General features: G+C 38.5%; 22 protein-coding genes and 1 riboswitch. Of the genes, 5 read left to right on the top strand and 17 right to left on the bottom strand.

The features are described from left to right. Positions 1–11: 11 nt before the first annotated feature. The 5 genes from pcrA to QA612_RS00460 form a co-directional block, all read right to left on the bottom strand. Positions 12–2,303, bottom strand: coding sequence for a DNA helicase PcrA (gene pcrA, locus QA612_RS00480; RefSeq protein ID WP_278281770.1), 2,292 nt, complete (start codon positions 2,301–2,303; stop codon positions 12–14). 66 nt (positions 2,304–2,369) lie between these two features. Continuing rightward, positions 2,370–3,056 (bottom strand): heptaprenylglyceryl phosphate synthase, encoded by a 687-nt coding sequence (gene pcrB, locus QA612_RS00475; protein ID WP_278281769.1) that lies wholly within the window; start codon positions 3,054–3,056, stop codon positions 2,370–2,372. Between the two features lie 237 nt (positions 3,057–3,293). Further along, complete coding sequence (locus QA612_RS00470; RefSeq protein WP_278281768.1) at positions 3,294–3,599, bottom strand: YerC/YecD family TrpR-related protein; 306 nt, start codon at positions 3,597–3,599, stop codon at positions 3,294–3,296. Between the two features lie 40 nt (positions 3,600–3,639). Then, positions 3,640–4,758, bottom strand: coding sequence for a DUF3048 domain-containing protein (locus QA612_RS00465; RefSeq protein WP_278281767.1), 1,119 nt, complete (start codon positions 4,756–4,758; stop codon positions 3,640–3,642). Between the two features lie 49 nt (positions 4,759–4,807). Continuing rightward, on the bottom strand, positions 4,808–6,556 hold the full coding sequence (locus tag QA612_RS00460; protein WP_278281766.1) for an adenine deaminase C-terminal domain-containing protein: 1,749 nt from the start codon (positions 6,554–6,556) through the stop codon (positions 4,808–4,810). A gap of 106 nt (positions 6,557–6,662) precedes the next feature. Between QA612_RS00460 and QA612_RS00455 the strand changes: the two genes are divergently transcribed. Further along, a complete protein-coding gene (locus tag QA612_RS00455) occupies positions 6,663–6,920 on the top strand; it encodes a YgaP family membrane protein (protein ID WP_278281765.1) in 258 nt (85 codons plus the stop codon). A gap of 118 nt (positions 6,921–7,038) precedes the next feature. Then, complete coding sequence (locus QA612_RS00450; RefSeq protein ID WP_278281764.1) at positions 7,039–7,770, top strand: hypothetical protein; 732 nt, start codon at positions 7,039–7,041, stop codon at positions 7,768–7,770. Between the two features lie 108 nt (positions 7,771–7,878). Here QA612_RS00450 and purD read toward each other — a convergent pair whose 3' ends face one another. From purD to purE, 12 genes are all read right to left on the bottom strand, one after another. Next, on the bottom strand, positions 7,879–9,156 hold the full coding sequence (gene purD, locus QA612_RS00445; protein WP_278282101.1) for a phosphoribosylamine--glycine ligase: 1,278 nt from the start codon (positions 9,154–9,156) through the stop codon (positions 7,879–7,881). A gap of 71 nt (positions 9,157–9,227) precedes the next feature. After that, positions 9,228–10,763, bottom strand: coding sequence for a bifunctional phosphoribosylaminoimidazolecarboxamide formyltransferase/IMP cyclohydrolase (gene purH, locus QA612_RS00440; RefSeq protein WP_278281763.1), 1,536 nt, complete (start codon positions 10,761–10,763; stop codon positions 9,228–9,230). A 3-nt stretch (positions 10,764–10,766) separates the two neighbouring features. Next, entirely contained in the window at positions 10,767–11,348 is a 582-nt protein-coding gene (gene purN, locus QA612_RS00435; RefSeq protein ID WP_278282100.1) for a phosphoribosylglycinamide formyltransferase, read from the bottom strand. Continuing rightward, the gene (gene purM / locus QA612_RS00430) at positions 11,348–12,379 is read right to left on the bottom strand and encodes a phosphoribosylformylglycinamidine cyclo-ligase (protein ID WP_278281762.1); all 1,032 of its coding nucleotides are present in this window, start codon (positions 12,377–12,379) and stop codon (positions 11,348–11,350) included. The genes purN and purM overlap by 1 nt, the downstream gene beginning before the upstream one ends. A gap of 15 nt (positions 12,380–12,394) precedes the next feature. Next, complete coding sequence (gene purF, locus QA612_RS00425) at positions 12,395–13,810, bottom strand: amidophosphoribosyltransferase (protein ID WP_278281761.1); 1,416 nt, start codon at positions 13,808–13,810, stop codon at positions 12,395–12,397. Beyond that, positions 13,795–16,017: a phosphoribosylformylglycinamidine synthase subunit PurL gene (gene purL, locus QA612_RS00420; RefSeq protein ID WP_278281760.1), complete on the bottom strand. Its 2,223-nt coding sequence runs from the start codon at positions 16,015–16,017 to the stop codon at positions 13,795–13,797. Before purL ends, purF begins: the two co-directional genes overlap by 16 nt. Continuing rightward, on the bottom strand, positions 16,001–16,684 hold the full coding sequence (gene purQ, locus QA612_RS00415) for a phosphoribosylformylglycinamidine synthase subunit PurQ (protein ID WP_278281759.1): 684 nt from the start codon (positions 16,682–16,684) through the stop codon (positions 16,001–16,003). The genes purL and purQ overlap by 17 nt, the downstream gene beginning before the upstream one ends. After that, positions 16,681–16,935: a phosphoribosylformylglycinamidine synthase subunit PurS gene (gene purS, locus QA612_RS00410; protein WP_278282099.1), complete on the bottom strand. Its 255-nt coding sequence runs from the start codon at positions 16,933–16,935 to the stop codon at positions 16,681–16,683. Before purS ends, purQ begins: the two co-directional genes overlap by 4 nt. Further along, a complete protein-coding gene (purC, locus tag QA612_RS00405; RefSeq protein WP_278281758.1) occupies positions 16,935–17,651 on the bottom strand; it encodes a phosphoribosylaminoimidazolesuccinocarboxamide synthase in 717 nt (238 codons plus the stop codon). Before purC ends, purS begins: the two co-directional genes overlap by 1 nt. 24 nt (positions 17,652–17,675) lie before the next feature. Continuing rightward, a complete protein-coding gene (gene purB / locus QA612_RS00400) occupies positions 17,676–18,971 on the bottom strand; it encodes an adenylosuccinate lyase (RefSeq protein ID WP_278281757.1) in 1,296 nt (431 codons plus the stop codon). Between the two features lie 23 nt (positions 18,972–18,994). Further along, positions 18,995–20,119, bottom strand: coding sequence for a 5-(carboxyamino)imidazole ribonucleotide synthase (gene purK / locus QA612_RS00395; RefSeq protein ID WP_278281756.1), 1,125 nt, complete (start codon positions 20,117–20,119; stop codon positions 18,995–18,997). Then, complete coding sequence (gene purE, locus QA612_RS00390) at positions 20,116–20,601, bottom strand: 5-(carboxyamino)imidazole ribonucleotide mutase (protein WP_278281755.1); 486 nt, start codon at positions 20,599–20,601, stop codon at positions 20,116–20,118. Before purE ends, purK begins: the two co-directional genes overlap by 4 nt. A gap of 334 nt (positions 20,602–20,935) precedes the next feature. Next, positions 20,936–21,037: riboswitch (purine riboswitch) on the bottom strand. A 293-nt stretch (positions 21,038–21,330) separates the two neighbouring features. Here purE and QA612_RS00385 point away from each other — a divergent pair. Genes QA612_RS00385 through QA612_RS00375 form a run of 3 tightly spaced genes read left to right on the top strand, consistent with a single transcriptional unit; the run spans position 21,331 to position 25,036 of the window. Next, positions 21,331–22,833 (top strand): spore germination protein, encoded by a 1,503-nt coding sequence (locus tag QA612_RS00385; RefSeq protein ID WP_278281754.1) that lies wholly within the window; start codon positions 21,331–21,333, stop codon positions 22,831–22,833. 5 nt (positions 22,834–22,838) lie between these two features. Further along, positions 22,839–23,930, top strand: a complete 1,092-nt coding sequence (locus QA612_RS00380; protein WP_278281753.1) for a GerAB/ArcD/ProY family transporter — start codon at positions 22,839–22,841, stop codon at positions 23,928–23,930. Then, positions 23,927–25,036 carry a Ger(x)C family spore germination protein gene (locus QA612_RS00375; RefSeq protein ID WP_278281752.1) on the top strand — a complete coding sequence of 370 codons (1,110 nt, stop codon included), beginning with the start codon at positions 23,927–23,929 and terminating at the stop codon, positions 25,034–25,036. The genes QA612_RS00380 and QA612_RS00375 overlap by 4 nt, the downstream gene beginning before the upstream one ends. The last annotated feature ends 52 nt before the right edge of the window (positions 25,037–25,088 follow it).

Genomic DNA, 25,088 nt, shown 5'->3' with positions numbered 1-25,088 from the left:
ATTATCCCACCCTATTGTTTCGTAATCGGTGCAAATTTTGCAAATAAACGTTTAATACCTACCTCTGGAAAAGCAATATCTAATTCAATATTCTCTCCATCACCCTTCATACTAACAACTGTGCCGATCCCCCACTTTTTATGTGAAGCTTTATCTCCTACAGCCCAATCAAAGGATTGACCACCAGTAATTGTCGTATTAGAACGTTGTTTTACAGGAGTTCTACTAGGTTGTCCACTTGTAGTACTTCTTGAGGAACGATCATTCATACTTCCTCCAAATGAGGCTCCTCCCCCCATTCCCGTTCGGTGAGATGATCTCATCCAAGCAGGCATGGACTCTTCCTTCGATTGATTCATTCCATCTAATAACTCCTCTGGAATTTCTCTCAAAAATCTTGACGGAGGGTTCATATTTGTTCGACCGTATAGTGTTCTCATTTTCGCCCGTGATAAAAACAGTTGCTTCTCTGCTCGGGTTATCCCTACATAAGCGAGGCGACGTTCTTCCTCCATCTCAGCCTCTTCCATAAGAGAACGGCTATGTGGAAATACCCCTTCCTCTAAGCCAATCAAGAACACTAATGGGAATTCTAAACCTTTGGCAGAGTGTAATGTCATAAGAAGAACTTGGTCCTGTTTCTCCTCCTCTTCATCAGCTCCTACTTTATCTATATCTGCAATTAATGCTAAATCAGTTAAAAAAGCAATAAGGGTTTTATCCTCACTACTTTCTTCAAATTCTTTTGTAACAGATAAAAATTCGTTTATGTTCTCTAATCGACCTTCTGCTTCTAAACTTTTTTCATTTTTCAGCATTTCTCGATAACCTGTTTTCTCTAGTAACTCCTCTACAAGCTCTGTTACAGAAAGGTAGTCTTGCATTTGTACCCAACCGTTTAGCTGATGAGCAAACTCAGTTAACGTTTTTTCAAATCGGGCACTTAATCCAATATGTCTCACTTCATTTATCGCTTGAAAAATAGATAAATCATTCTTTGCTGCATAATCCTCTACTTTTGCTAGTGTAGTTGCTCCAATACCTCTTCGTGGGACATTTATTATCCGTCTGAAGCTTATGTCGTCATTTGGGTTCGTGACTAGGCGTAAATAGGCAAGTAAATCTTTAATTTCTTTTCTGTCGTAGAACTTTGTACCTCCCACAATGGTGTATGGAAGATTAGATTTAACAAACATCTCCTCAATCACACGAGATTGAGCATTCGTACGATAAAGAACGGCAATTTCAGAGGGCTTAAATGCCCCTGAATCAGTGTACTCTTTTATTTTACCTACCACAAAGTGAGATTCCCCATGCTCAGAATCAGCTTCGTAATAAGTAATATTTTCCCCGTCATCATTTTCTGTCCACAGCTTTTTAGGTTTCCGATTCATATTGTTTTCGATCACTTCATTTGCAGCTCGTAAAATCTTTTTCGTAGAACGATAATTTTGTTCAAGCATAATGGCAGTTACATTAGGATAATCTTTTTCAAAGGATAAAATATTTTCAATATCTGCACCTCTCCAACGATAAATAGATTGGTCTGAGTCACCAACTACACAAATATTATGGTGTCGTTCAGCCATCATTTTTACTAATACATATTGTGCACGATTTGTATCTTGATACTCATCCACCATCACATACCGAAAACGACGTTGATAATATTCCAACACCTCTGGTACTTGTTTAAATAGTTTAATCGTTGTCATAATAAGATCGTCAAAATCTAACGCATCATTTTTTTTCAATTCCTTTTGATATGCTTCATATACTTGAAGAACGGTTTTTTCATATGGTCCCGCTGCTGTCTTTTCATAATCCTTTGGTGTTTTTAATTCATTCTTAGCAGAGCTAATGGTCCCTAAAATTGCACGAGGTTCAAACCTTTTCGTATCAATATTCAGCTCTTTTAAAATTCGTTTTACTACCGTAAGTTGGTCTGAACCATCTAATATAGTAAAATTTCGATTTACCCCAATTCGATCAATATCTCGTCTTAAAATACGTACACACATAGAATGAAAGGTGGAAATCCAAATTTCATTTGATGCTCCACCAACAATACGCGCTACACGTTCCTTCATTTCCCTTGCTGCTTTATTCGTAAATGTAATAGCCAGTATAGACCAATGAGGTACACCTTTTTCACCTATTAAATAAGCAATGCGATGAGTTAGTACTCTTGTTTTTCCACTACCTGCACCTGCCATAATTAATAATGGTCCATCCCCATGTTTTACTGCTTCCTGTTGTTCCTTATTTAATCCTTGTAAAAGTTGATCCTTCATTCTTTCCAATTCCTCCACCACCCAAACATACGTTCTTTTAACTTTATTTTATCGTAATTACTAAAATTTGTATACTTAGTTCTTTACCGCTTTTACAGTTTCTAATGCCATATTTAAATCCTTATAAATAATATTTCCAACTATAATTGTATCAGCAAATGCAGCCATTTCCTTTGCTCTTTCTGGCGTGTTGATCCCTCCGCCGTAAAAAAGCTTTGAATTTTCCATCACCTGGCTCACTTCCTTCACGATCTGCGGATCTCCATATTTGCCGCTATATTCCAGATAAAATATAGGCATATGAAAAAGCTTGTCCACCATTCTGGCATAAGCAATAATATCCTCATTATCTAGGTTAGTTTGTGCATCTGTAAGCTGTGCTACCTTCGAATCACTATTTAATACACAATACCCTTCTGCTAACACTTCATCCCAGTCCATTATAGGACCAAAATCTTTAATTGCACGATGATGTAGACCGTTGATCCATGTGGCGTTCGTTGTATTTAATACAGAAGGAATTAAATAATAGTCAAACCCAGGAACGATAGAATGTAGATTAGAAACCTCTAGAACACAGGAAACGGAATATCGACGGATTTTCATCAATAATTGAATCGTGTTCTCTTCTGTTACTCCATCACTTCCACCTACAATAACTGCATCAGTTCCAGATTCACAAATCAATTCTAAGCTTTCATCAGAAAGTTCTTTATTCGGATCTATTTTAAATGCATGCTTCCAATCTTTGTATGCTAACATTTTTGTTCCTCCACCTCACTTAGATAGGTGCCTTCATTGTTAGTTACCCTGCTGAATAGTATATCAAAAAAAGACAAGTTCCTCATTAGAAGAATAGAAAATCGTATCTCCAATTAAAGGAGATACGATTATATGTTAAATATTTATGCATGTGATGAAAGACGTCCGCCCATCATCGGATGAACCACCTGATGAAAATTGCATGCTACATAGTGTAAATTTTTATTTACTGTTCCTTTAAGGATTTGGTTTACTTTCACGTACACGATCTAATGTCATCTGATAGCCGTCATTCCCATAATTAATGCAACGCTTCACACGGGAAATTGTTGCAGTGCTCGCACCTGTATCTTTTTCAATTCGCTGATAGGTGTAACCTTCCATTAGCATTCGAGCAACTTCAAGACGTTGCGCTAACGACTGAATCTCATTCATCGTACATAAATCATCAAAAAACTGATAGCATTCTTCTTTGTCTTTAAGACTTAAAATAGATTCAAATAATTGATCCAATTCTTTTCCTCGTAATTTATCAATTTGCATCAAATAGTCTCCCTTCCAACAGTTATGATTAACAGAACGATTATTCGTTTTCGTTTAATAGCGTTACATTAGTCTCCATTCCGCCGTTCCCTGATGGCACAACATTAATCCACGTTTGGCCACGTAAGAATGGAACAAGTTCCCCATCCTTATAAGGAAGGATAATACCATCCTCATTTTTCCACTCTACTTCTTGAACAAAACCTTCTTGAATTAAGTATCCACGGCCACCAGAAGTGATATCAATTTCTCTTCGGTTCGACCCTGCATCCACATGGTTTTCCCCTTTAGGAATCACTCTATGACTCGTTTCTATAATAAAGACATTTTTGGGAGCTACTGGTTCTCCCGTTTCTTGATCAATTGAGGCTTGGCCACCATTAAATCTATGATAAGCTTTTCGTTCCTCATCGTATTCAAACTGCACACTATCAATTTGACTTCCATAGTTTATCTCTACTCTCGTAACAGCTTCACTTTCCTCAGCTTCAAGTTCATCTGCAAAATAAAGCTCAGGAGGTCTTCTGTTCATTTCGTAACCAATTTGTTCAGCACCTGCAAGCAAATCATCATACGTTGTATAGGCATTATGAGGTGCTACTCGATCTGTTGAACGGGAGAAAAAACGTCCTTCATAAAACCGTCCATCTATATTATCTACATAATCACTCCCAGCTAATTCTACCCCACCTGGACTTCCTCCAAAATGTGCATAAATAGCATCAAAGCCTCTGTTTAAATGTACATAATAAGCGCGAGCACTTCTTAATGGACCAATCCGTTCTGGCTTCTGACTATGATACAAAGCTAAAAATCTCGTTATTGTATATTCTGATAATATCTCGTAGACAATATCTGCTTGATATAAGCCAGAATGTGGTCTAGCAGGATTAGAATTTTCAATCATAACCCCAAAAGCTCTATAGTCTATATCTGTACCCTCTTCAGCACCAAGTCCTGTTAAAGGGTAACGAACAGTAGGCTCTACCTCTTCTTCTATAGGTTCAATTTCTTCCTCTTCATTCTCATTTTCTATTAAATTATCGGGTTCATTGTTATGATTATTGTTCGTAGATGCTTCATTACTAGATCTACATGCTACAAGAACAGTTAACGAAAGTATAAGTGCAACAATTAGGAGGTTTCTTGCTAGTTTCATGATAAGATCAACCTTTCACTTTTTTCTTTAATCTATTCACTTTATTAGTTTAACGCATAATTGAAGGGAAGAGTACTTTTTTCTTTTTTACGTCCACTATTCCTGTTTGAGTGACACGAATATACGGTAAGTGCGTTGCTGTGAAAAATAATAGGCTATAAATTGGATCAGCAAAAGAATATCCTCGTTTAGCTAAAATATCTTTTAGATGCTTTTCCTTATTTATTAGCTCTTCCACAGGTTGATCTGACATTAATCCGGCAATTTCTAAAGGAATAGATGCAACTGGTCCACCTTTTTCAACAACAACAATACCACCTTTTTGTTTTTTTAGTTCGTGAAAAGCCTGCAAAAGGCCCTCCTTATTTTTACCTATTAAAATAATATCACCAGAGCTTGAAAAAGAGCTTGCTAAACCATGTAAGTTTTTCGCAAATCCCTTTATTGCGGTGCTTAAGCTCCACTTACCATGACGATCAATAAGCATAAAGAAACATTCATCTTTTTCATCATGTAATGATTCTAACGTTAAATCTTGATCGACCCGATAAGGCTTTAATATTACCTCGTTCACCATTTCTAGCCCTACTGGAATAGAAAAGTGAAGGTCCTCTTCATTAAGATCCCAGTCAAGGTCGAACGATTTAAAGCCATAATTCTCCCATGGGAATTTCTCGTTAAGGCTGAAAGCTTCATTATCTTTTCTTAACCACTGTCCCTTCCCAAGAACATGCTTAGGAAGAGGATTATCTAATGAAGAAAGTATATTTATATTCGCTAATCTTCCTGGAGCAATCATTCCTAATGTATCATCTAAATGATAATGCTTTGCAACATTATACGTACACATCCCTATAGCCTCTATTAACGGCACCCCATTATCCATAGCAATTTTAATTAGCTCATCCATAAATCCATTTTTAAAAAAGCTAGGAGGTGAACCATCTGTCGTCATTAATAATTTGTCATAGTGTCTCATCCCACTGTCATGAAGCTCTGTAAGTAGCTTCGGTAAATCTGGTCGAATAGAAGAATGCCTTAAAGAGGCTGTCATACCTAAATCAATACGTCGAATGACATCTTCCCCAGACATAGATTCATGGTCACTATCAACACCAAGAATTGCCATTTGCGTCAACGTCTTTTCTCCAGCACCAGGAAAGTGTCCTTCAATAGGCTTTCTAACATCTTTCGTTTCTAACATCCAATGAAGAATTGTATCATCACCATCTAATACACTTGGCCAGCCTGTCAATTCTCCCCCTTGAACTACATAAGGGTGATCCAACCATGCCTTAAACGTTGAATAAGCGAAAAGTTCTTCTTCCTTTAGAAGCTCTGTTTGACTATCAAATCGAACCCACCAAAGTAACGTTGCAGACGTATTTTGCAAGTCGTTCAATAAAGTAAGCGCTTTCTTTTTATTTAACTGTAAAAAGAAAAGTAGGTTATCATTAATTAAAGTTGTTGTTCCTAATTGACATGCATACTGAGCCAAAGTTAGGGGATTATATAACTGAAAAGGATGAGCATGATGCTCGATATAACCAGGGACCACATAGTGGTCTGTAGCATCAAAAACTTCCGTTTCACTATCTATAAACTTCGGTAATCGATCACCAACATAAATGATGCGATCGTTATAAATCCAAATGTTCCCTTCCATCCAGCATTTTCGAACACTATTTAACCATTGGGCATTAGTTATCACTTTCGACGGGGCAGTATTCCCACGAATGACTTCTAGTTGCTTACGTATTTCTGCTTTAGTCCAATAATGTGAAATTCCTTTCACCATTTTGATCACCCAGTTTTTTTAAGTCTTTTTACTATGTTATCATATTTACCCTTTAAATCGTTAAAGATTATATTACAAAATCATTAAATTTGGAGGTTTTTTTGATATGAAACCAAATATCGGCTTATTGAATGCTTTAATTAGAATAACATGTGGACTTACAACCCTTGCATGGGCTACCTCTAAGCTCGTTCGTCGCCCCTCAGAGTCTGGACCATTTTTTATAGCAATAATGGGTGCCATGAAGGTTGCAGAGGGGATAACCCGTTTTTGTCCTATAACATATTTATATCAAGAAAGAGTTCATGATAACGTTGAGGAAGTGGAAACTGAAGGAGAGAAGTTACCAATAAATCCAACTTAAAGGAATTTGTAAAGAACCGGGCATAATCGCCCGGTTCTTTAGTTGAAATACTACTAGTCAAATAAGTTTCCTACAACTATTCTTTTACTATTTGTGGGAAGAAATATTTGCGGGTTCAATGGACATCTTCCTTCTTCCTGCAAATCTCTTTTTTCCTTTTGCAGGTTCATTGGCGACTCTCTATATGCCTGCAAACCTGCTTTTTCCTTTTGCAAGCTTATTGGCGCCCCTCTATACGACTGCAAACCTGCTTTTTTCCTTTTGCAGGCTCATTGGCGCCCCTCTATACGACTGCAAATCTCTTTTTTCCTTTTGCAGGCTCATTGGCGCCCCTCTATACGACTGCAAATCTCTTTTTTCCTTTTGCAGGCTCATTGGCGCCCCTCTATACGACCGCAAACCTGCTTTTTTCCTTTTGCAGGCTTATTGGCGCACCTCTATACGACCGCAAACCTGTTTTTCCCTTTTGCAGGCTTATTGGCGCCCCTCTATACGACTGCAAATCTGCTTTTTTCCTTTTGCAGGCTCATTGGCGCACCTCTATATGCCTGCAAACCTGCTTTTTCCTTTTGCAGGCTCATTGGCGCACCTCTATATGCTTGCAAATCTTCATTTTCCTTTTGCAGGTTCATTGGCGCCCCTCTATACGACTGCAAATCTTATTTTCCCTTTTGCAGGCTCATTGGTGACTCTCTATACGACTGCAAATCTCTTTTTTCCCTTTTGCAGGCTCATTGGTGACTCTCTATACGACTGCAAATCTCTTTTTTCCTTTTTTGCAGGAACAATAGCGATCCTTTTCGTAGAGAAAAAATTCTTACCTTTCAAGAAAGACGAAAGAGCCTTATGAGACATCTCTCATAAAAGCTCTTTCCTTTGTGTTTCTTAGAAGAGGGATTGCATAAGCCCTTGCAACCCCCCATAACTTTTACCTCTCTCGCGCCCACATGCTAATTCATTATTCTTTATCCTTCGACAATGATAAAGCTCTCTTGCCAATATCAGATCGATAGAAAAGACCATTCCATTCCTGTTTGTTCAACGACTCATACGTCTTTTCGAAGGCAAGCTCTAAATCTGAACCTAACGTCGATAACAAAATAACTCTTCCACCGTTCGTTACCCAACCGGTATCTGTTTTTTTCGTACCTGCATGAAACCACTTTTGGTCTGTATCAGCTGCTTCAGGTATCGACATTAACGTACCTTTTTCGTAGCTACCAGGATAACCTTCCGATGCTAACACGACCCCTGCGCATGCCTTTTCAGACCATGATAATTTCAACTCATTTCCATTAAGAACCTGTTGAAACACTTCTAGCAAGTCTGTTTGAAGTCTTGGTAATACCACTTGTGTTTCAGGATCACCAAAGCGAGCATTAAACTCAATAACCTTTGGACCATCCTCAGTCATCATTAAGCCTGCATATAAGATCCCCGTAAAAGAGACTCCTTCTACAACCATTGCTTTTGCCATTGGTCGTAAAATCGTTTTTTCCGCTTCCTGAACTAGGCTACTATCAATATGAGGAACAGGGGAATATGCACCCATACCTCCAGTATTTGGACCAGTATCACCATCAAATGCACGCTTATGATCTTGAGCAGGAACCATTGGCACAACAACCTCACCATTTACAAAAGCCATTAAAGACAATTCTTCACCACGAAGACATTCCTCAATAACGACAGAAGCACCTGCTTCACCAAATGTTCGTTCACCCATTATTTCATCTAAGGCATCCAATGCTGCTTCTTCTGTTTCTGCAACAAAAACCCCTTTTCCAGCAGCTAAACCATCGGCCTTTACTACGATCGGAGCACCTTGCTTTTTTACATAAGCTTTTGCTAGATCAATGTCCGTAAACACTTCGTATTCTGCCGTTGGAATATGATATTTTCTCATGATTTCCTTTGCATACTGTTTACTGCCTTCAATAGCCGCTGCTCCTTTTGTAGGACCGAAGATCGTTAAGCCTTCTTTTTGAAAAACATCGACAATACCACTAACAAGGGGCGCTTCAGGACCAACAATCGTCATTCCAATATTGTTTTCCTTAGCAAAATGCAGTAATCCATCGTGATCTCCTTCAGCGATATTTACCGTTGTTATTCCGTCTTTAGCCATTCCGTCACTACCTGGAGCTGCAAAAACCTCGTCAACTTCCATCGATTCTTTAAGCTTCCAACATAGTGCGTGCTCTCGACCACCAGTGCCTATTACTAAAACCTTCAACATGATCGCTCCCCTTCGTCTATATAGAAGCCATAAAGCATTAGCTCTATGGCTTCGGTTAATCATTCATTTTAATGTTTAAAGTGTCTTACTCCAGTGAATACCATTGCAATTCCATATTCATCTGCTTTATCAATAGAATCTTGGTCTCGAACGGAGCCACCAGGTTGAATAATGGCTGTAACTCCAGCTTTAGCTGCTGCTTCCACTGTATCATTCATTGGGAAGAACGCATCTGAAGCAAGTACAGCACCCTTCGCTTGCTCACCTGCTTGTTCAATGGCAATCTTAGCAGATCCAACGCGATTCATTTGTCCTGCACCAATACCAATTGTTTGATCAGCCTTCCCTAACACAATGGCATTAGATTTAACATGTTTGACAACCTTCCACGCCATTTTCAACTGCTTCCATTCTTCCTCAGTTGGTTCACGTTTCGTTGCCGTTGTAATTGTAGCATCTTCAAAGCTTAGCTTATCTACTTCCTGCATTAACGCACCACCAGCAACGCTAGTAACGTACTTTTCTACCGGTTGGTTTTCTTGGAACTCTACAGTTAGTAAACGTAAATTCTTTTTCTCTGTAAGGATTTGCATAGCCTCTTCTGTAAAGCTTGGTGCGATAATGATTTCTAGGAAAATTTCTTTCATTCTTTCTGCAGTTTGTCCATCTATTTCACGATTAGAAGCAACAATTCCGCCGAAAATGGACACTGGATCCGCTTCATAAGCCTTCATATAAGCATCAAACACTGTTTCACCGATACCAACCCCACATGGGTTCATATGCTTAATTGCTGCAACTGCAGGGTCTTTGAAATCACGAATAACAGCTAATGCTGCATCTGCATCGTTTATGTTGTTATAGGAGAGCTCTTTTCCATGAAGCTGCTTCGCACGACTAAGTGATGTAGGATTCCCTAAAGGCTTTTCGTAGAAGCTAGCTTTTTGATGAGGATTTTCTCCATAACGGAGAGTTTGCTTTAGGTTGTATGTTACTGTAAGCTTTTCAGGTGCTTCCTCTCCAACTTCCTTCGTTAAGTATTCTGCAATTAGTGCGTCATAAGCCGCTGTATGGCGAAATGCTTTTGCTGCTAGCTTTCGCTTACTTTCTATAGATAATTCTCCAGCAGACTCAAGCTCTGCAACAACACCATCATAATCAGTAGCATCTACAATAATTGCCACTGAAGCATGGTTTTTTGCTGCGGAACGGATCATGGAAGGTCCACCAATGTCAATGTTCTCAATAGCATCGGCATACGTAGATTCAGGATTTTCAATCGTTTGCTGGAATGGGTAAAGGTTCACGATAACATAATCAATTAACTCAATGCCATGCTCTTTTGCTGCAGCTAAATGAGCTTCACTGTCTCTTCTTGCTAATAATCCCCCATGAATATTTGGATGAAGAGTTTTTACACGACCGTCCATCATTTCAGGGAATTGTGTTACCTCTTCAATACCAATGACCTTCACTCCAGCCTCTGCTAAAGCCTTCTTTGTTCCCCCAGTAGAGATGATCTCTACACCTAGCTCTTCAAGCTTTTGTACGAATGGAATAATACCTGTTTTATCTGAAACACTTACTAATGCTCTTTTTTTCACCGGTTACACTCTCCTCGTCATTTGTTCAATTACCCGTTGTAACGTCGTTGGGTACAAATCATGTTCTATCTGCTGGATTTTTCTCTGAAGATCTTCCTTCGTATCACTTTCTTCTACCTTCACAGATTCTTGAGCAATGATTGGTCCAGTATCCATCCCTGCATCAACATAGTGGATCGTCACTCCGCTAACTTTTACACCTGCTTCAAAAGCTTGTCCGATAGCATCTAAGCCAGGAAAAGCTGGGAGTAACGATGGATGAATATTAATAATACGGTGCTCAAAAGCTGCTAGTAGCGTTGGGCCTATTAGCCTCATGTAGCCAGCCAAAACGACGAGATCCACGTTCCAATTTTGCAATTCACATAAAATCTCTTCTTCAAAAGCTGCTTTCGTCGGATAGTTCTTCGGTTGAAACAAAAAGACAGGAATTCCATGATTTTTTGCTCGTTCAATGACATAAGCGTCTTTTTTATCACAGACGAGTAGTTTAATATCTGCTTTCAACTGTCCCTTTTCAACTGCATTAACTAAAGATTCAAAATTGCTTCCACTTCCAGATGCAAATACTGCCAGGTTCATGATTATTTCTCCTCCTTCATATTCACACCTGAACCTGAAACAACTTTCCCTATCACCGTTGACTCTTCTCCATTCTCCTTCAACAAAGCTAACACTTCTTGTTCCTTTTCAGGACTAACCGCTAACACCATACCGATCCCCATATTAAAGGTTTCATATAAATCAAGCTCTGTTAAATTCCCTTTTTCACCTAACCAGTGAAACACAGGTGGAACTGTCCAAGAATTTTTATAAATTTCAACACCTAAGCCTTCTGGGAGCATTCTCGGTACATTTTCCATAAAACCGCCACCTGTAATATGAGCAGCTGCATGAATAATCCCTTTACTGAAAAATGGTTTCAAGGCTTTCACATAAATTTTCGTTGGTTCTAAAAAAACATCTCCTAACGTTTTTTCCGTCCCCTCAAAAGAATCAGACCATGTTAAGCCGTGATCGGAAACGATCTTTCTAACAAGGGAAAAGCCATTACTATGAACCCCGCTTGACGGAAGACCAATAAGGACATGGCCCTCCCGTACATTGTTAGGATCTAACAATTCGCTTTTTTCTGCGATTCCAACGACAAATCCAGCAACATCGTATTCCTCTGGCTTGTAAAGTCCAGGCATTTCAGCCGTCTCTCCACCAATTAACGCAGCACCTGATTGGCGACAGCCCTCTGCAATACCAGCAACTACTTTTTCAACAACCTCAGGATCATTGACACCCAAAGCTAAATAATCTAGGAAAAATAAAGGGGATGCTCCTTGTACGACAATGTCATTTACACACATTGCTACAGCATCGATACCAATCGTGTCGTGCTTCCCCACTTCCTGTGCAATGAGAAGCTTCGTTCCAACACCATCTGTACCAGAAACGAGAACTGGCTCTTTATATGAGAAGGAAGAAAGGTCAAACAATCCTCCAAAGCCTCCAAGGGAACCCATTACTTCAGGACGTTTAGTAGATTCAACATGCTTTTTTATTCTTCGGACTCCTTCATATCCTGCTTCAATGTTTACACCAGCAGATTCATAAGCTTTTGACATGATAATCCCCTCTCTTCAGCATTTCTCTTGTGGATGGTCTGATTCTGGATAGATTTCTGTTGGATATTGACCTGTAAAACAGGCAAGACACTGTCCGCAATTTTCCATTTCTTTCGAACGACCAATACCTTCCTGTAGTCCTTCTACACTTAAGTATTCTAATGTGTCAGCTCCAATTTCTTCTCGAATTTCCTCTACTGTCTTAACAGAAGCAATCAATTCCCCTTTAGTAGATGTATCGATCCCATAGAAGCAAGGATTTGTTATAGGTGGTGAACTGATTCGAACGTGCACTTCCTTTGCACCAGCTTCACGTAATAGTTTTACTATTCTTCGACTGGTCGTTCCACGAACAATGGAATCATCAATCATGACAACGCGCTTTCCTTCTACAACCCCTCGAACAGCAGAAAGCTTCATTTTTACCCCTTGCTCACGAAGCTCCTGAGATGGCTGAATAAAAGTTCTACCTACATAACGATTTTTAATTAGTCCTAATTCATACGGGATCCCAGCAGTTTCTGCATATCCGATCGCGGCAGATATACTTGAATCTGGCACACCAGTTACAACATCTGCTTCAACAGGCTTTTCTTCTGCTAGCTGTTTCCCTAGATTTTTCCTTGCATGATGGACATTAATTTCATCAACATTACTATCTGGACGAGCAAAATACACATATTCCATAGAACAAATGGCACGTTTCGGTGAAGAAGAGAAACGTTCACTACGTAAGCCTTCGTCATCAATAATGACAAGCTCACCTGGCTCCACTTCTCTTTCATACGTAGCTCCAATAATATCAAAGGCACACGTCTCAGATGAGAGGACATACCCGTCCCCTAATCTCCCAATAGATAAGGGGCGAAGTCCATTTGGATCCAGTGCTGCTAGTAGCTTACCTTCCACCATGAACATGAACGCATATGCCCCTTTCACCATTGTGAGTGCATTTTTTATTTGATCTTCTATCGTTTCATAGCCACTTCGTTTAATTAAATGGGCCACTACCTCTGTATCTGATGTTGTTTGAAAAATACTTCCTTGTCTTTCTAACTGACGCTTTAAGGCATTTGCATTTACTAAGTTTCCATTGTGTGCTAAAGCAAGACTTCCACCTGTTTGAGAGTTAAAAACAAATGGCTGTACATTTAGAAGGTTACTTCCACCAGCTGTCGTATAACGGACATGGCCGATGGCCCCTTTACCAGGCATATGATTAATTTCACCTTTACTAAACACTTCGTTCACTAACCCCATACCTTTATGATCCATTAGCTTTTCTCCATCACTTACAACAATTCCTGCCCCTTCTTGTCCCCGATGTTGAAGACTATGAAGGCCGTAATATGCAATAGGTGCTGGATCTTTATGACCCCAAACTCCGAATACCCCACATTCTTCGTTTAATCCTCTTATTTCAGCAAGCATGAAATGGCACCTCTCCATGTGTCTTCAAGTGTTTGAACCGCTTCTTTCACTACTACTTCTCCAGTGGCACCTTTTACATCAATGGTAGATTCTTCTGTCACTTTACCGATGCATATAGCTTCAGGTACTAGTTTTTCAAATTGCTCTTTCTGTTCTTGAGAAACAGTCAAAATATATCTAGAAGGAGATTCAGCAAAGCATTCTTTCACAACGTTCTCTCCTTGTAATTGAACACTTGCACCAAATGTTGTTCCGAATGTACTCTCTGCTAACGCTACTAGAAAACCACCTTCTGCTAAATCGTGTGCAGATGAAACGGTACCGGCTTGAATAGCAGCTAACACTTCCTCTTGACGCTTTTTCTCTACATTTAAGTCAATTGCTGGTGCTTTTCCTGAAATAGTACCTTCTAACAACTTTTGCAGTTCACTTCCACCGAAATCATCTCCAGCTTGCCCAACAACATAGATGTTGTCTCCAGCTTGTTGGAATTGCTGACGTGTAATGTGATCTACATTTTCCACTAACCCTACCATACCGATAACTGGTGTAGGATAAACAGCTACACCGTTCGTTTCATTATATAAGGATACGTTACCACCGATAACAGGTGTTTCTAGTATTTCACACGCTTCACTTAAACCGTCAGTAGACTTTTCTAGCTGCCAAAAGATTTCTGGTTTTTCTGGATTTCCGTAGTTTAAACAATCCGTTACACCTAATGGCTTAGCTCCAGAACACACTAAGTTTCTAGCAGCTTCCGCAATAGCAAGCTGGCCACCAACTTTCGGATCTAAATAAAGATAACGAGAATTACAATCTGTCGTCATGGCTAACGCTTTTTCTGTTCCGCGTATACGTAAGACAGCAGCATCAGAGCCTGGTGAAACGACCGTATTCGTTCGTACCATATAATCATATTGATCATAAACCCATTCTTTACTTGCAATTGTAGGCTGTGCTAATAACTTCTTCAACGTTTCATTAATATTAGCTACATCTGGACTGTACGCTTCTTGCTGTTGAAACTGACTGTAATAAGCAGGTTCAGCAGAAGGCTTGTGATAAACAGGCGCATCCTCTGCTAGTGAGTCAACAGGAACGTCTGCTACTACTTCCCCTTTATGAACTAAGCGCAGTTTCTTATCGTCCGTAACTCTACCAACAACTTTTGCTTCAAGACCCCAATGTTCAAATAAATCAATCATTTCTTGCTCTCGACCAGCTTGAACAACAAGAAGCATTCTTTCCTGTGATTCGGAAAGCATCATTTCGTATGGTGTCATCCCTTTTTCCCGTTGTGGTACTTTATCTAAATCCATTTCAATACCAGATCCAGCTTTACTTGCCATCTCTGCAGATGAAGATGTAAGGCCTGCAGCACCCATATCTTGAATCCCAACGAGTGCATCATTCTTAATTGCTTCTAAGCAAGCTTCCAATAGAAGTTTTTCCATAAATGGATCTCCAACTTGAACTGCAGGACGCTTAGACTCATTTTCCTCACTAAGCTCTTCTGATGCAAAGGTTGCACCGTGAATACCATCACGGCCAGTACTAGCACCAACATAAATAACGGCGTTTCCAACACCTTTTGCTTGTCCCTTTTGAATATCCTTATGGTCGATTAAACCAACACACATGGCATTTACTAGTGGATTCCCTTCATAACAAGAATCAAATTGAACCTCTCCACCTACCGTAGGGATTCCAATACAGTTACCATAGCCAGCAATACCCGCTACTACTTCTTCAAACAAATATTTCACACGAGAATTAGCTAATTCACCAAATCTTAAAGAGTTTAATAAAGCTACTGGTCTTGCTCCCATGGAGAAAACGTCACGAATAATACCACCAACTCCAGTAGCCGCTCCTTGATAAGGTTCTACTGCAGAAGGGTGATTATGGCTTTCGATTTTGAAAACTACCGCTTGCTCGTCTCCAATATCAATAATTCCGGCACCTTCACCAGGTCCTTGAAGAACTTTTTCACCTGTTGTCGGGAACTTCTTCAACAATACTTTTGAATTTTTATAGCTACAGTGCTCCGACCACATAACAGAAAACAATCCAGTTTCTGTATAGTTAGGTAATCTTCCTAAAATATCTTCTACCATTTGGAACTCTGCATCCGATAAACCCATTTCAGCATAAATACGTTGTTCCTTGATCATTTGTGGAGATGGTTCATGAAGTAATTGCATTTCGTTCCCTCCAGTGACTTAAAATCGATTTAAATAAGCGAAGACCGTCGTCCGAACCAAGTAATGAATCTACTGCCCTTTCTGGGTGGGGCATCATGCCTAATACGTTTCCTTGTTCATTCATTATTCCAGCAATATCTAAAACAGATCCATTGACTTCATCTTTATAGGAAAAAACAATTTGATTGTTTTTCTTTAGTTTTTCTAGTGTTTCATCATCACAATAGTAGTTACCCTCACCATGAGCTACTGGAATAGTAATCTCTTCTTTTTGCTCATAGCCGTTTGTAAATAATGTATTATTGTTCTCAACAATGAGCTCTACGGGACGGCAAATAAATTTTAGGTTTTGGTTTCGTCTCATTGCACCTGGTAATAATCCTGCCTCAAGAAGGATTTGAAATCCATTACAAACCCCAAGAACTGGTTTACCTTCTTTAGCCGCTTTTATCACTTCATCCATGATTGGTGAAAAGCGTGCAATAGCTCCTGTACGAAGATAATCTCCGTAAGAAAATCCACCAGGAAGGAGAATGCCATCGTACCCTTCTAAACTAGTATCATGATGCCAAACATACTCTACTTCCGTACCAAGTTCATCTTTTACTGCATGGTACATATCTAAATCACAGTTGGAGCCTGGGAATACAATGACCGCAAACTTCATTGTGAAACTACCTCCTCAATTTCAAAGCGGTAATCCTCAATAACTGGATTTGCTAGAAGCTTGTCACACATTGATTTCACTTTATCTTCAATTTCCTCTTTATTGCTCTCTATGCGTAATGACATTACTTTTCCAATTCGTACGTCTTCTACCCCTTCAAAACCAAGGTGATGTAACGATCCTTTAACAGCACTACCTTGTGGGTCTAATACAGCTTCCTTTAATGATACGTAAACCTTTACTTCAAACATCATGAATGTTTTCCTCCCAATCGTGTTAGTATCGTTTCATAACCATCCTGCAAGCTTCCAAGCTGAAAGCGAAATAAATCTTTGTCAAAGGATTCTCCTGTTTTTTCATCCCACAAACGACATGTATCTGGTGAGATTTCATCCGCTAAAAGAAGAGAACCAGTGTGATCACGACCAAATTCAAGCTTAAAATCCACTAATTGAATACCTATATTTTTAAACAACTGTTTAAGTTGTTCATTTACCTTTAATGCCATTTCTTTTAATTGTGCCACTTCGTCTGTAGTGGCAAGATTCATGACTCTAATGTGCTCTTCTGTCATAATCGGATCACCAAGGGCGTCATCTTTATAATAAAACTCAACGATTGGTGGTGAAAAAACTTGTCCCCGTTCCAACCCTAAACGCTTCACTAAACTACCTGCTGCTACATTTCGAACAACTACTTCTAAAGGAACGATCTCTACTTTCTTAATTAATTGTTCATTACTTGAAAGTCTTTCAATAAAATGACTTTCAATTCCCTCTTTCTTTAGCTGTGTAAAAATAAGGGAACTAATTTCATTATTTAATCGTCCTTTTCCTTCAAGAACATCTTTTTTCTCTCCGTTAAAAGCTGTAGCATCGTCCTTGTATTCTACCCATAATACTTCCGGTTGTTCTGTTTCGTAGATTCGTTTTGCTTTTCCTTCGTAAAGACAAGCTCCTTTTTCCAAGGTGCTCCCTCCATTCGTTTTCGTTTAATTTAATCCTAATCTGTCAAAGATTGTATCCACGTGCTTCAAGTGGTGATTGTAATCGAAGCAGTCGTCAAGCTCCTCTTTCGATAAGTGACTCATAATGTTATCATCTGCTTCTACTAGTGTTCGGAATTGCACTGCTTTTTCCCAAGCTTCCATTGCTTTAGGTTGTACTAAGTCATAAGCTTCTTCTCTTACCATACCCTTATCTATCAATGTTAAAAGAACCCGTTGTGAATAAATTAAACCGTATGTTCTTTCCATATTTCGTTTCATATTTTCAGGGAACACCGTCAAGTTTTTCACAATGTTTCCGAATCGGTTTAACATGTAATTTAACAAGATCGTTGCATCTGGAAAAATGATTCTCTCTGTAGAAGAATGGGAAATATCTCTTTCATGCCATAGAGCAACATTTTCATAAGCTGTAACTACGTGACCTCTTAACACTCTCGCAAGTCCAGTCATATTTTCAGAGCCAATCGGATTACGCTTATGAGGCATTGCTGATGATCCTTTTTGTCCTTTAGCAAAGAACTCCTCAACTTCTCTCGTTTCACTCTTTTGTAATCCACGAATCTCCACTGCCATTTTTTCAATGGATGAAGCAATTAAAGAAATGGTAGCAATATAATGAGCATGTCGGTCTCTTTGTAACGTTTGTGTAGAAATTGGTGAAGCTTCAAGTCCTAGCCCTTCACATACATATTTTTCAACGAATGGGTCAATATTTGCGTATGTTCCAACAGCACCAGAAATCTTTCCAACTCGTACCGTTTCTGCCGCATGACGGAAGCGTTCAAGGTTACGTCTCATTTCCTCATACCAAAGTGCCACTTTAAGTCCAAAGGTAGTAGGCTCTGCATGAACACCATGTGTACGCCCCATCATAACAGTCATTTTATGCTCTTTTGCCTTTTCTTTTAAAATATCTATAAAATTGATAATATCTTTTTCGAGAATCTCATTTGCTTGTCTTAATTGGTAGGAGGTTGCTGTATCAACTACGTCTGTTGATGTTAACCCGTAATGAACCCACTTTCGTTCTTCCCCTAATGTTTCTGAAACAGCTCTAGTAAAAGCAACAACATCATGACGAGTTTGTTCTTCAATTTCTTTAATTCTATCTACGTTGAAACTAGCATTTTCACGGATCTTCTTCACATCTTCTTTTGGTATATCCCCTAGTTCTGCCCACGCTTCACATGCTTGTATTTCAACCTCTAGCCAAGCTTGAAAACGATTTTCTTCTGTCCAAATTGCACCCATTTCTGGGCGAGTATAACGTTCGATCATATTTTTTCCTCCTAATGATTAGCTTATTTCCAAATTGGTGAAGCTTGTACATGTTCTAGAATTTCTTCTGTTGTTGAACCAAGAATATTTACATGGCCCATTTTTCTCCCAACCTTCGCTTCTGCCTTACCGTATAAATGAAGCTGTGCACCTTTAAGGTCTCGAATATGTTCCAGTACATTAGGCACATGCTCCCCTAGTATATTAACCATAACAACTGGTTTTAACAATTCTGTACTACCTAATGGCCATCCACAAATGGCACGAATATGCTGTTCAAACTGCGAGGTTACACAAGCATTTATTGTATAATGTCCTGAATTATGTGGTCTTGGAGCTAATTCATTCACATAAATTTTTCCGTCAGCAACAAACATTTCCACAGCTAAAGTTCCAATTAAGTGGAATGATTCAGCTAAGTGCTTAGCAATTTTTATTGCTTCATTCTCAATTTCTCTTTCAATTCTTGCTGGGACTATCGTTTGATGCAAAATATTATTCACGTGAATATTTTCTGCAATCGGGAATGTTGTTACTTCACCATGAACACTTCTCGTAACAATAACGGAAATTTCTTTTTCGAAAGGCATCCATGCTTCCAATACAAAGGGACTGTTATCCCCCATTTCCTTCCATACATCCTCTATTTCATTTATATCCTTAAAAACATGTTGTCCTTTGCCGTCATAACCACCTCGTGTCGTTTTTAAAACAGCAGGTAACCCTAATTTTTCTATGCTATTAATTAAGTCATCCTTTGTATAAATAGCCTCAAAGGGAACGACTGGAACATGGAAGGATGTGATTGCTCTCTTCTCTAAAATACGATCTTGTGTAATAGAAAGGAGATCACTTCCTTGAGGTAAGTATAAGTTTTCCTCTAGCCATGTGGCTGTGATGGAATCAATATTTTCAAACTCATATGTTAAAACATCGCAGTGCTTCGCCATTTTCCTAGCAGCAGTTAAATCATCGTATGGTGCTGCTATTTGTATATCTGCAACCTGCCCACATGGGGAATCAGGTGTTGGTTCTAATACAGCAATACGGTAACCCATTTCTCTTGCAGATAATGCCATCATTCTTCCTAGCTGCCCACCACCAAGTATACCAATCGTTCTACCAGGTTCTATCCATCGTTCGTTCATTGTAACTCTCCATTTTCAAGAACATCTTTTCTTTTAGCTTCGCGACGATCCTCAAGTTTTTTTCTTAAATTGGAATCATGAACAGCTAGCTGTTGTGCTGCTAGTAATCCAGCGTTAGTAGCACCTGCTTTCCCAATGGCAACTGTAGCAACTGGAACTCCTGCAGGCATTTGCACGATAGATAATAAGGAATCCATTCCATTTAATGCTTTCGTCTGAATAGGTACCCCTATTACAGGTAAAATCGTTTTCGCTGCCACCATTCCTGGTAAATGAGCAGCACCACCAGCACCAGCAATAATCACTTCGATTCCTCTACTTTGAGCAGATTCTGCATATTCAAACATATAGTCAGGAGTTCGGTGTGCTGATACGACCTTTTTCTCATATTCAACTCCTAGTTCATCTAAAGTTTCTGTAGCGTGCTTCATCGTCTCCCAGTCAGAAGTAGAACCCATAATGACGCCTACCTTAGCAGTCATAACGACGCCTCCTTATATATTTTCTTAATTAAACTTCGTTTTAAATTTTTCCTTCTGTAGACTTACACCTGAAGTCTACCCTGAAAATACGCGGGATAAAAGCTCAACGAAGTATAGATAAAAATGCTTGTTTTCATCCCCCATAGTGCAAAATTCTAACTTGCATGTGAAGTCTGTCAAGTTGTTAAAAATACCCAAACAAAAAAACGTGTCCTTTTGTCACAGAGAGGGGACAAAGGAACACGTTAGCGGAATTCTCCATAACAATAGAGAGGTCTTATCCATTCTCGACAAACGGAGCAATGCCCATAGACCCAATCTATTCGTTTTTACTTCTGTGTTTAGTCACCCTCATAGTCTGATAATTTACGGTTATCAGGTAGAAACTTTTGGGCCATATTCCCATGATTATATGAGGTAATTATTATCTTCAATTTTCTATTTCTATCATAACAAGATGGGAAATTAAAAGTCAACTAAAATTCGAACATTATTGTTTAATAAAGTTTTATCGTTCGTGTTTTACTCGTATTTCACGAGAGATATTCTCTCATGTGTTCACATTTGTTTACTCTAGGCGTACAAACAGGGATGAAATATATGAAGTGCATAAATTTTCCGTATTTGTAACAACCTAATTTTTAGGTTGCTACATAAACCAGTGTTTCGGACAAATAGTGTATAAGTATCTCACTACAATTATTGATAGGTTGAGGATGGTGATCATGAATGCTATGGAATTGGTTTAAAAAGAGTATAAATAAAACAATTTCTCAACAGCAAGAAAATCAAGATCAGACCTCACAAGCACCAGAAAGAGTTACAGTGGAGAGTTTGAAAAATAAATTAAAGAACATTGATGATATAGAAATGAAAGAAATATCAATTAAAGGTGAAAAGGTTTTCTTAATTTATTTATCGACCTTAACAAAGTCTAGCACCTTACAAGATTTAGTTTTAAACCCACTAAATAATATAGGAGATGCTACTCCAAAAGAGGTACTGAAAAATAGTACCGATGGGGATATAAATGACCTACAGGCTTCCCTTCACGACATCATGAGTGGGTATTCTGTTTTGTTTTTCGTTGAAAGAGATGCGTTACTAAAAGTAAATACCTTTAGCGTGGAAGAACGTTCAATCACTACTGCAGAAAATGAAACAACCATTTTAGGTCCACAAGACTCCTTTACAGAATCGTTAATGACTAGTCTATCGTTGATTAAAAGGAGAATTCATTCACCTAATCTTAAAACAACATTAATACCTATGGGTACAGAAACAAATGATACCGTTGCTGTTGTTTATATGGAGAATATAGCAAATAAAGAAAATGTTGATCGAGTTCTCTATCGTATAAAAAATATTGAATACCAAGGATTTGTAGCATTACCTCTGTTAAAGCAAGCTTTAGAGGATAAACCCTTTTCCCCATTTCCACAACACGGGTTCACTGTACGTACGGATTATGCAGTAGAGTCTTTACTTGATGGAAGAATTATCGTCATGCTAAATGGGAGTCCAGAGGTTGCTATTTTACCAGCAACATTTATTGAAATGTTTATAACAACAGAGGATCATTATAATCGCTGGACAACCGCCTCATTAATTCGCGCCATCCGATTAGGAGGATTCTTCGTTTCTATTTTACTAACATCGACGTATGTATCTGTTTTAACGTTCCATCCAGAGATGCTCCCACCGCAGTTATTGGTTACACTTTCTGAATCAAGAGCGCAAGTGTTCTTCCCACCTGTCTTAGAAGTATTAGTAATTGAAATGGTAATTGAAATTCTCCGGGAAGCAGGTGCGAGGATGCCGACAAAAATCGGTCAAACGATCGGTATCGTTGGAGGAATTGTTATAGGAACTGCCGCTGTTGAAGCAGGTCTTGCAAGTAATGTTCTTATTGTACTTGTTGCAGTTACCGCCTTACTCTCCTTTATACCACCAAACTATTTAATGAGTAATGGCATTCGCTTTATTAGATACGGCTTTATTATTGCTGGAGGTTCTTTAGGTATATACGGACAAGCAATTTTTTTTGCATGGATGATGAATCATTTATCTAATTTAACATCTCTTGGTTCACCTTTTATGTCACCAGTCATTCCGAGACAGTGGACAGACCTATTAAATAGTGTTTTACGGGCGCCAGTCAACTTTTTAGTTACAAGATCCGGAATGTCAAGGGCAAAAAAGCAATTGACAAGGCCATTAGATGAGGAGTAGGGGATATGGATAAGGGAAAATTTAAAAAATTAAACAAGTACCACGTTATATTTCTCACGAATTGTAGCCTAGGTGGTATGTATAATTTTTCTATATCTCACAATTTAAGTACTGTTGGGCATAACTTATGGTTAATCCCATTTATTTATTTTATCTTAGCTACAATCTTACTTATACCGATGTTACGTTTATGCAGTCATTACCCAAGTGACACGTTATATGTGATAAACGAAAAATTAGTTGGAAAATGGTTAGGAAAAGGAGTAAATGTACTAATACTTCTTTACGCTATTTTCCAAGTAGCTAGTGAAACTCAATTACATGTAAGAATTGTTCAATCAGTTACATTACCTAATTATACGATTTTATTTACGACAATTACTTATTTTCTTGTCATGGTTTGTATTGTCAACGGAGGGATTAAATCCATCGCCCGCTTTAGTATGCTAGCTTTTTTTATGACAGTTTGGATGGGGTATTACAGTCAATGGGCCTTCGGTGATGCCATATTCACCCACCTATTTCCAAGGATTGAACAAGGAGTGTCCCATTGGATTTTAGCTATGCATCAGGGAAGCCATACGATGCTAGGATTATCTTTAATTCTTTTTTATTACCCTTATATTACAGATCAGAAAAAAGCTTATAAGCATACCATCATTGGTGTTTTACTGTATATCTTACTACTTTTATTAATTTGTATCGCTAGCGTCGTTTACTTTTCTACTTGGCAACTTGAAAATCTATTATATCCACTCCTTAACTTATATCAAGCAGTGGAGCTTTCTAACGTAGAAAGAATTGAAAACTTAGGGATCACTTTGTACATTTTCTTATCTTTAGCTAAAGCATCCATTTTTTTATGGGTAGCCAAAAAAGGACTAGATGCAGTACTCAGCAAGCACAAAAACAAAACGAGACACCTGTATATACTAAGTGTTGTTTCTGCATTTATAGTAGCAGGTCCAATTCCTAATACTTTCCAACGATTAGCATATGATAACTGGGTTGTATACGCAGGCTACGTGTTATTTTTACTGCCAATATTTTTGTTGATGCTTCACAAGATTAAAAGTAGAAAGGGGTCTAGCACATGAAAATAAAACTAGTTATTTTTATAATGTGCATCTCTTTATTAACAGCCTGTAATATACAATATGAACAACCGACCATAGAAAACTACGGTATGGTTGGCGTAATGGGCATCGATGTTTCAGACAAGGGGAAAATGGAGATTACATTAACGTTACCTCAACCTGAAAAAGATGCTGAAACGAAAACACAAGTATATACAACGAAAGTAAACTCCCCACACGAAGCACTTATGGAGGGATCTACCATATCAGAAAAAATATTATCTACAGCCCAACTTCGGGTTATTTTGTTCAGTGAGGAGTTTGCAAGGGAAAAGGGCGTATGGGAAACACTAGAAAACCTATATCGAGACCCTCGAGTTGGAACAAATACATATGTAGCTGTAGTGAAAGGATCAATGAAGGAATTTCTCACGAAGGATTATACGGATAAACCTGATATTAATCGATATTTAAATAAACTGTTAGAACCAACTACAATAACTGCTTTTAGCCCCTTTACTTCGATTCATCAATTTATTCGCCAATCTACAAATAGAGTTTCAGATCCAATGGTGCCATATCTTGAGAATGTAAGTAATGAGTCTATGAAAATTTCCATGGTCGCATTATTTAAAGGGGAAAAGATGGTCGGTACAATGGAAAGAGATGAAGCAAAAATCGTTGAAGCCTTGAGAAAAAACCAAAAAATAGCTGATATATCGTACGTTATTGATGAGAATAACAATGAGGAACGAACGAAGGTAATAATTAATTTTGTTCGTTCTAGGAGAAAAATAAAATCCAATGGTGATCCTAATAATCCTGAAATCTTTTTACACGTCTACTTAAGTGGTGCCGTTATTGATTATACAGGAGAACTGAATTTAGAAATTCAAGAGGAACGACAAAAGCTAGAAGAAAAATTAGCTGAGCAAATTGAAGGTAGAATCGTTTCTGCTATCAATACATTCCAAGAGTTAGAAATTGATCCCATTGGCATTGGTCATTATTTTCGAATGAAAGATAGGAGTAAATGGGACAAAAATCATTGGAACGATGTCTTTAGTCGTGCAACAGTTACAACACATGTGGAATCTAGAATTATAACTACAGGTACTTTACGATAATGCTAAAATGGCTAATATAAAAGCTCTCCTCATTTTTAATTGAAGGAGAGCT

Origin of the sequence: Evansella sp. AB-P1, assembly GCF_029688925.1 — a bacterium.
GTDB lineage: Bacteria > Bacillota > Bacilli > Bacillales > Salisediminibacteriaceae > Evansella.
Note: the sequence above shows the minus strand (reverse complement) of the source record. Positions and strands in the feature narration are given on the sequence as shown.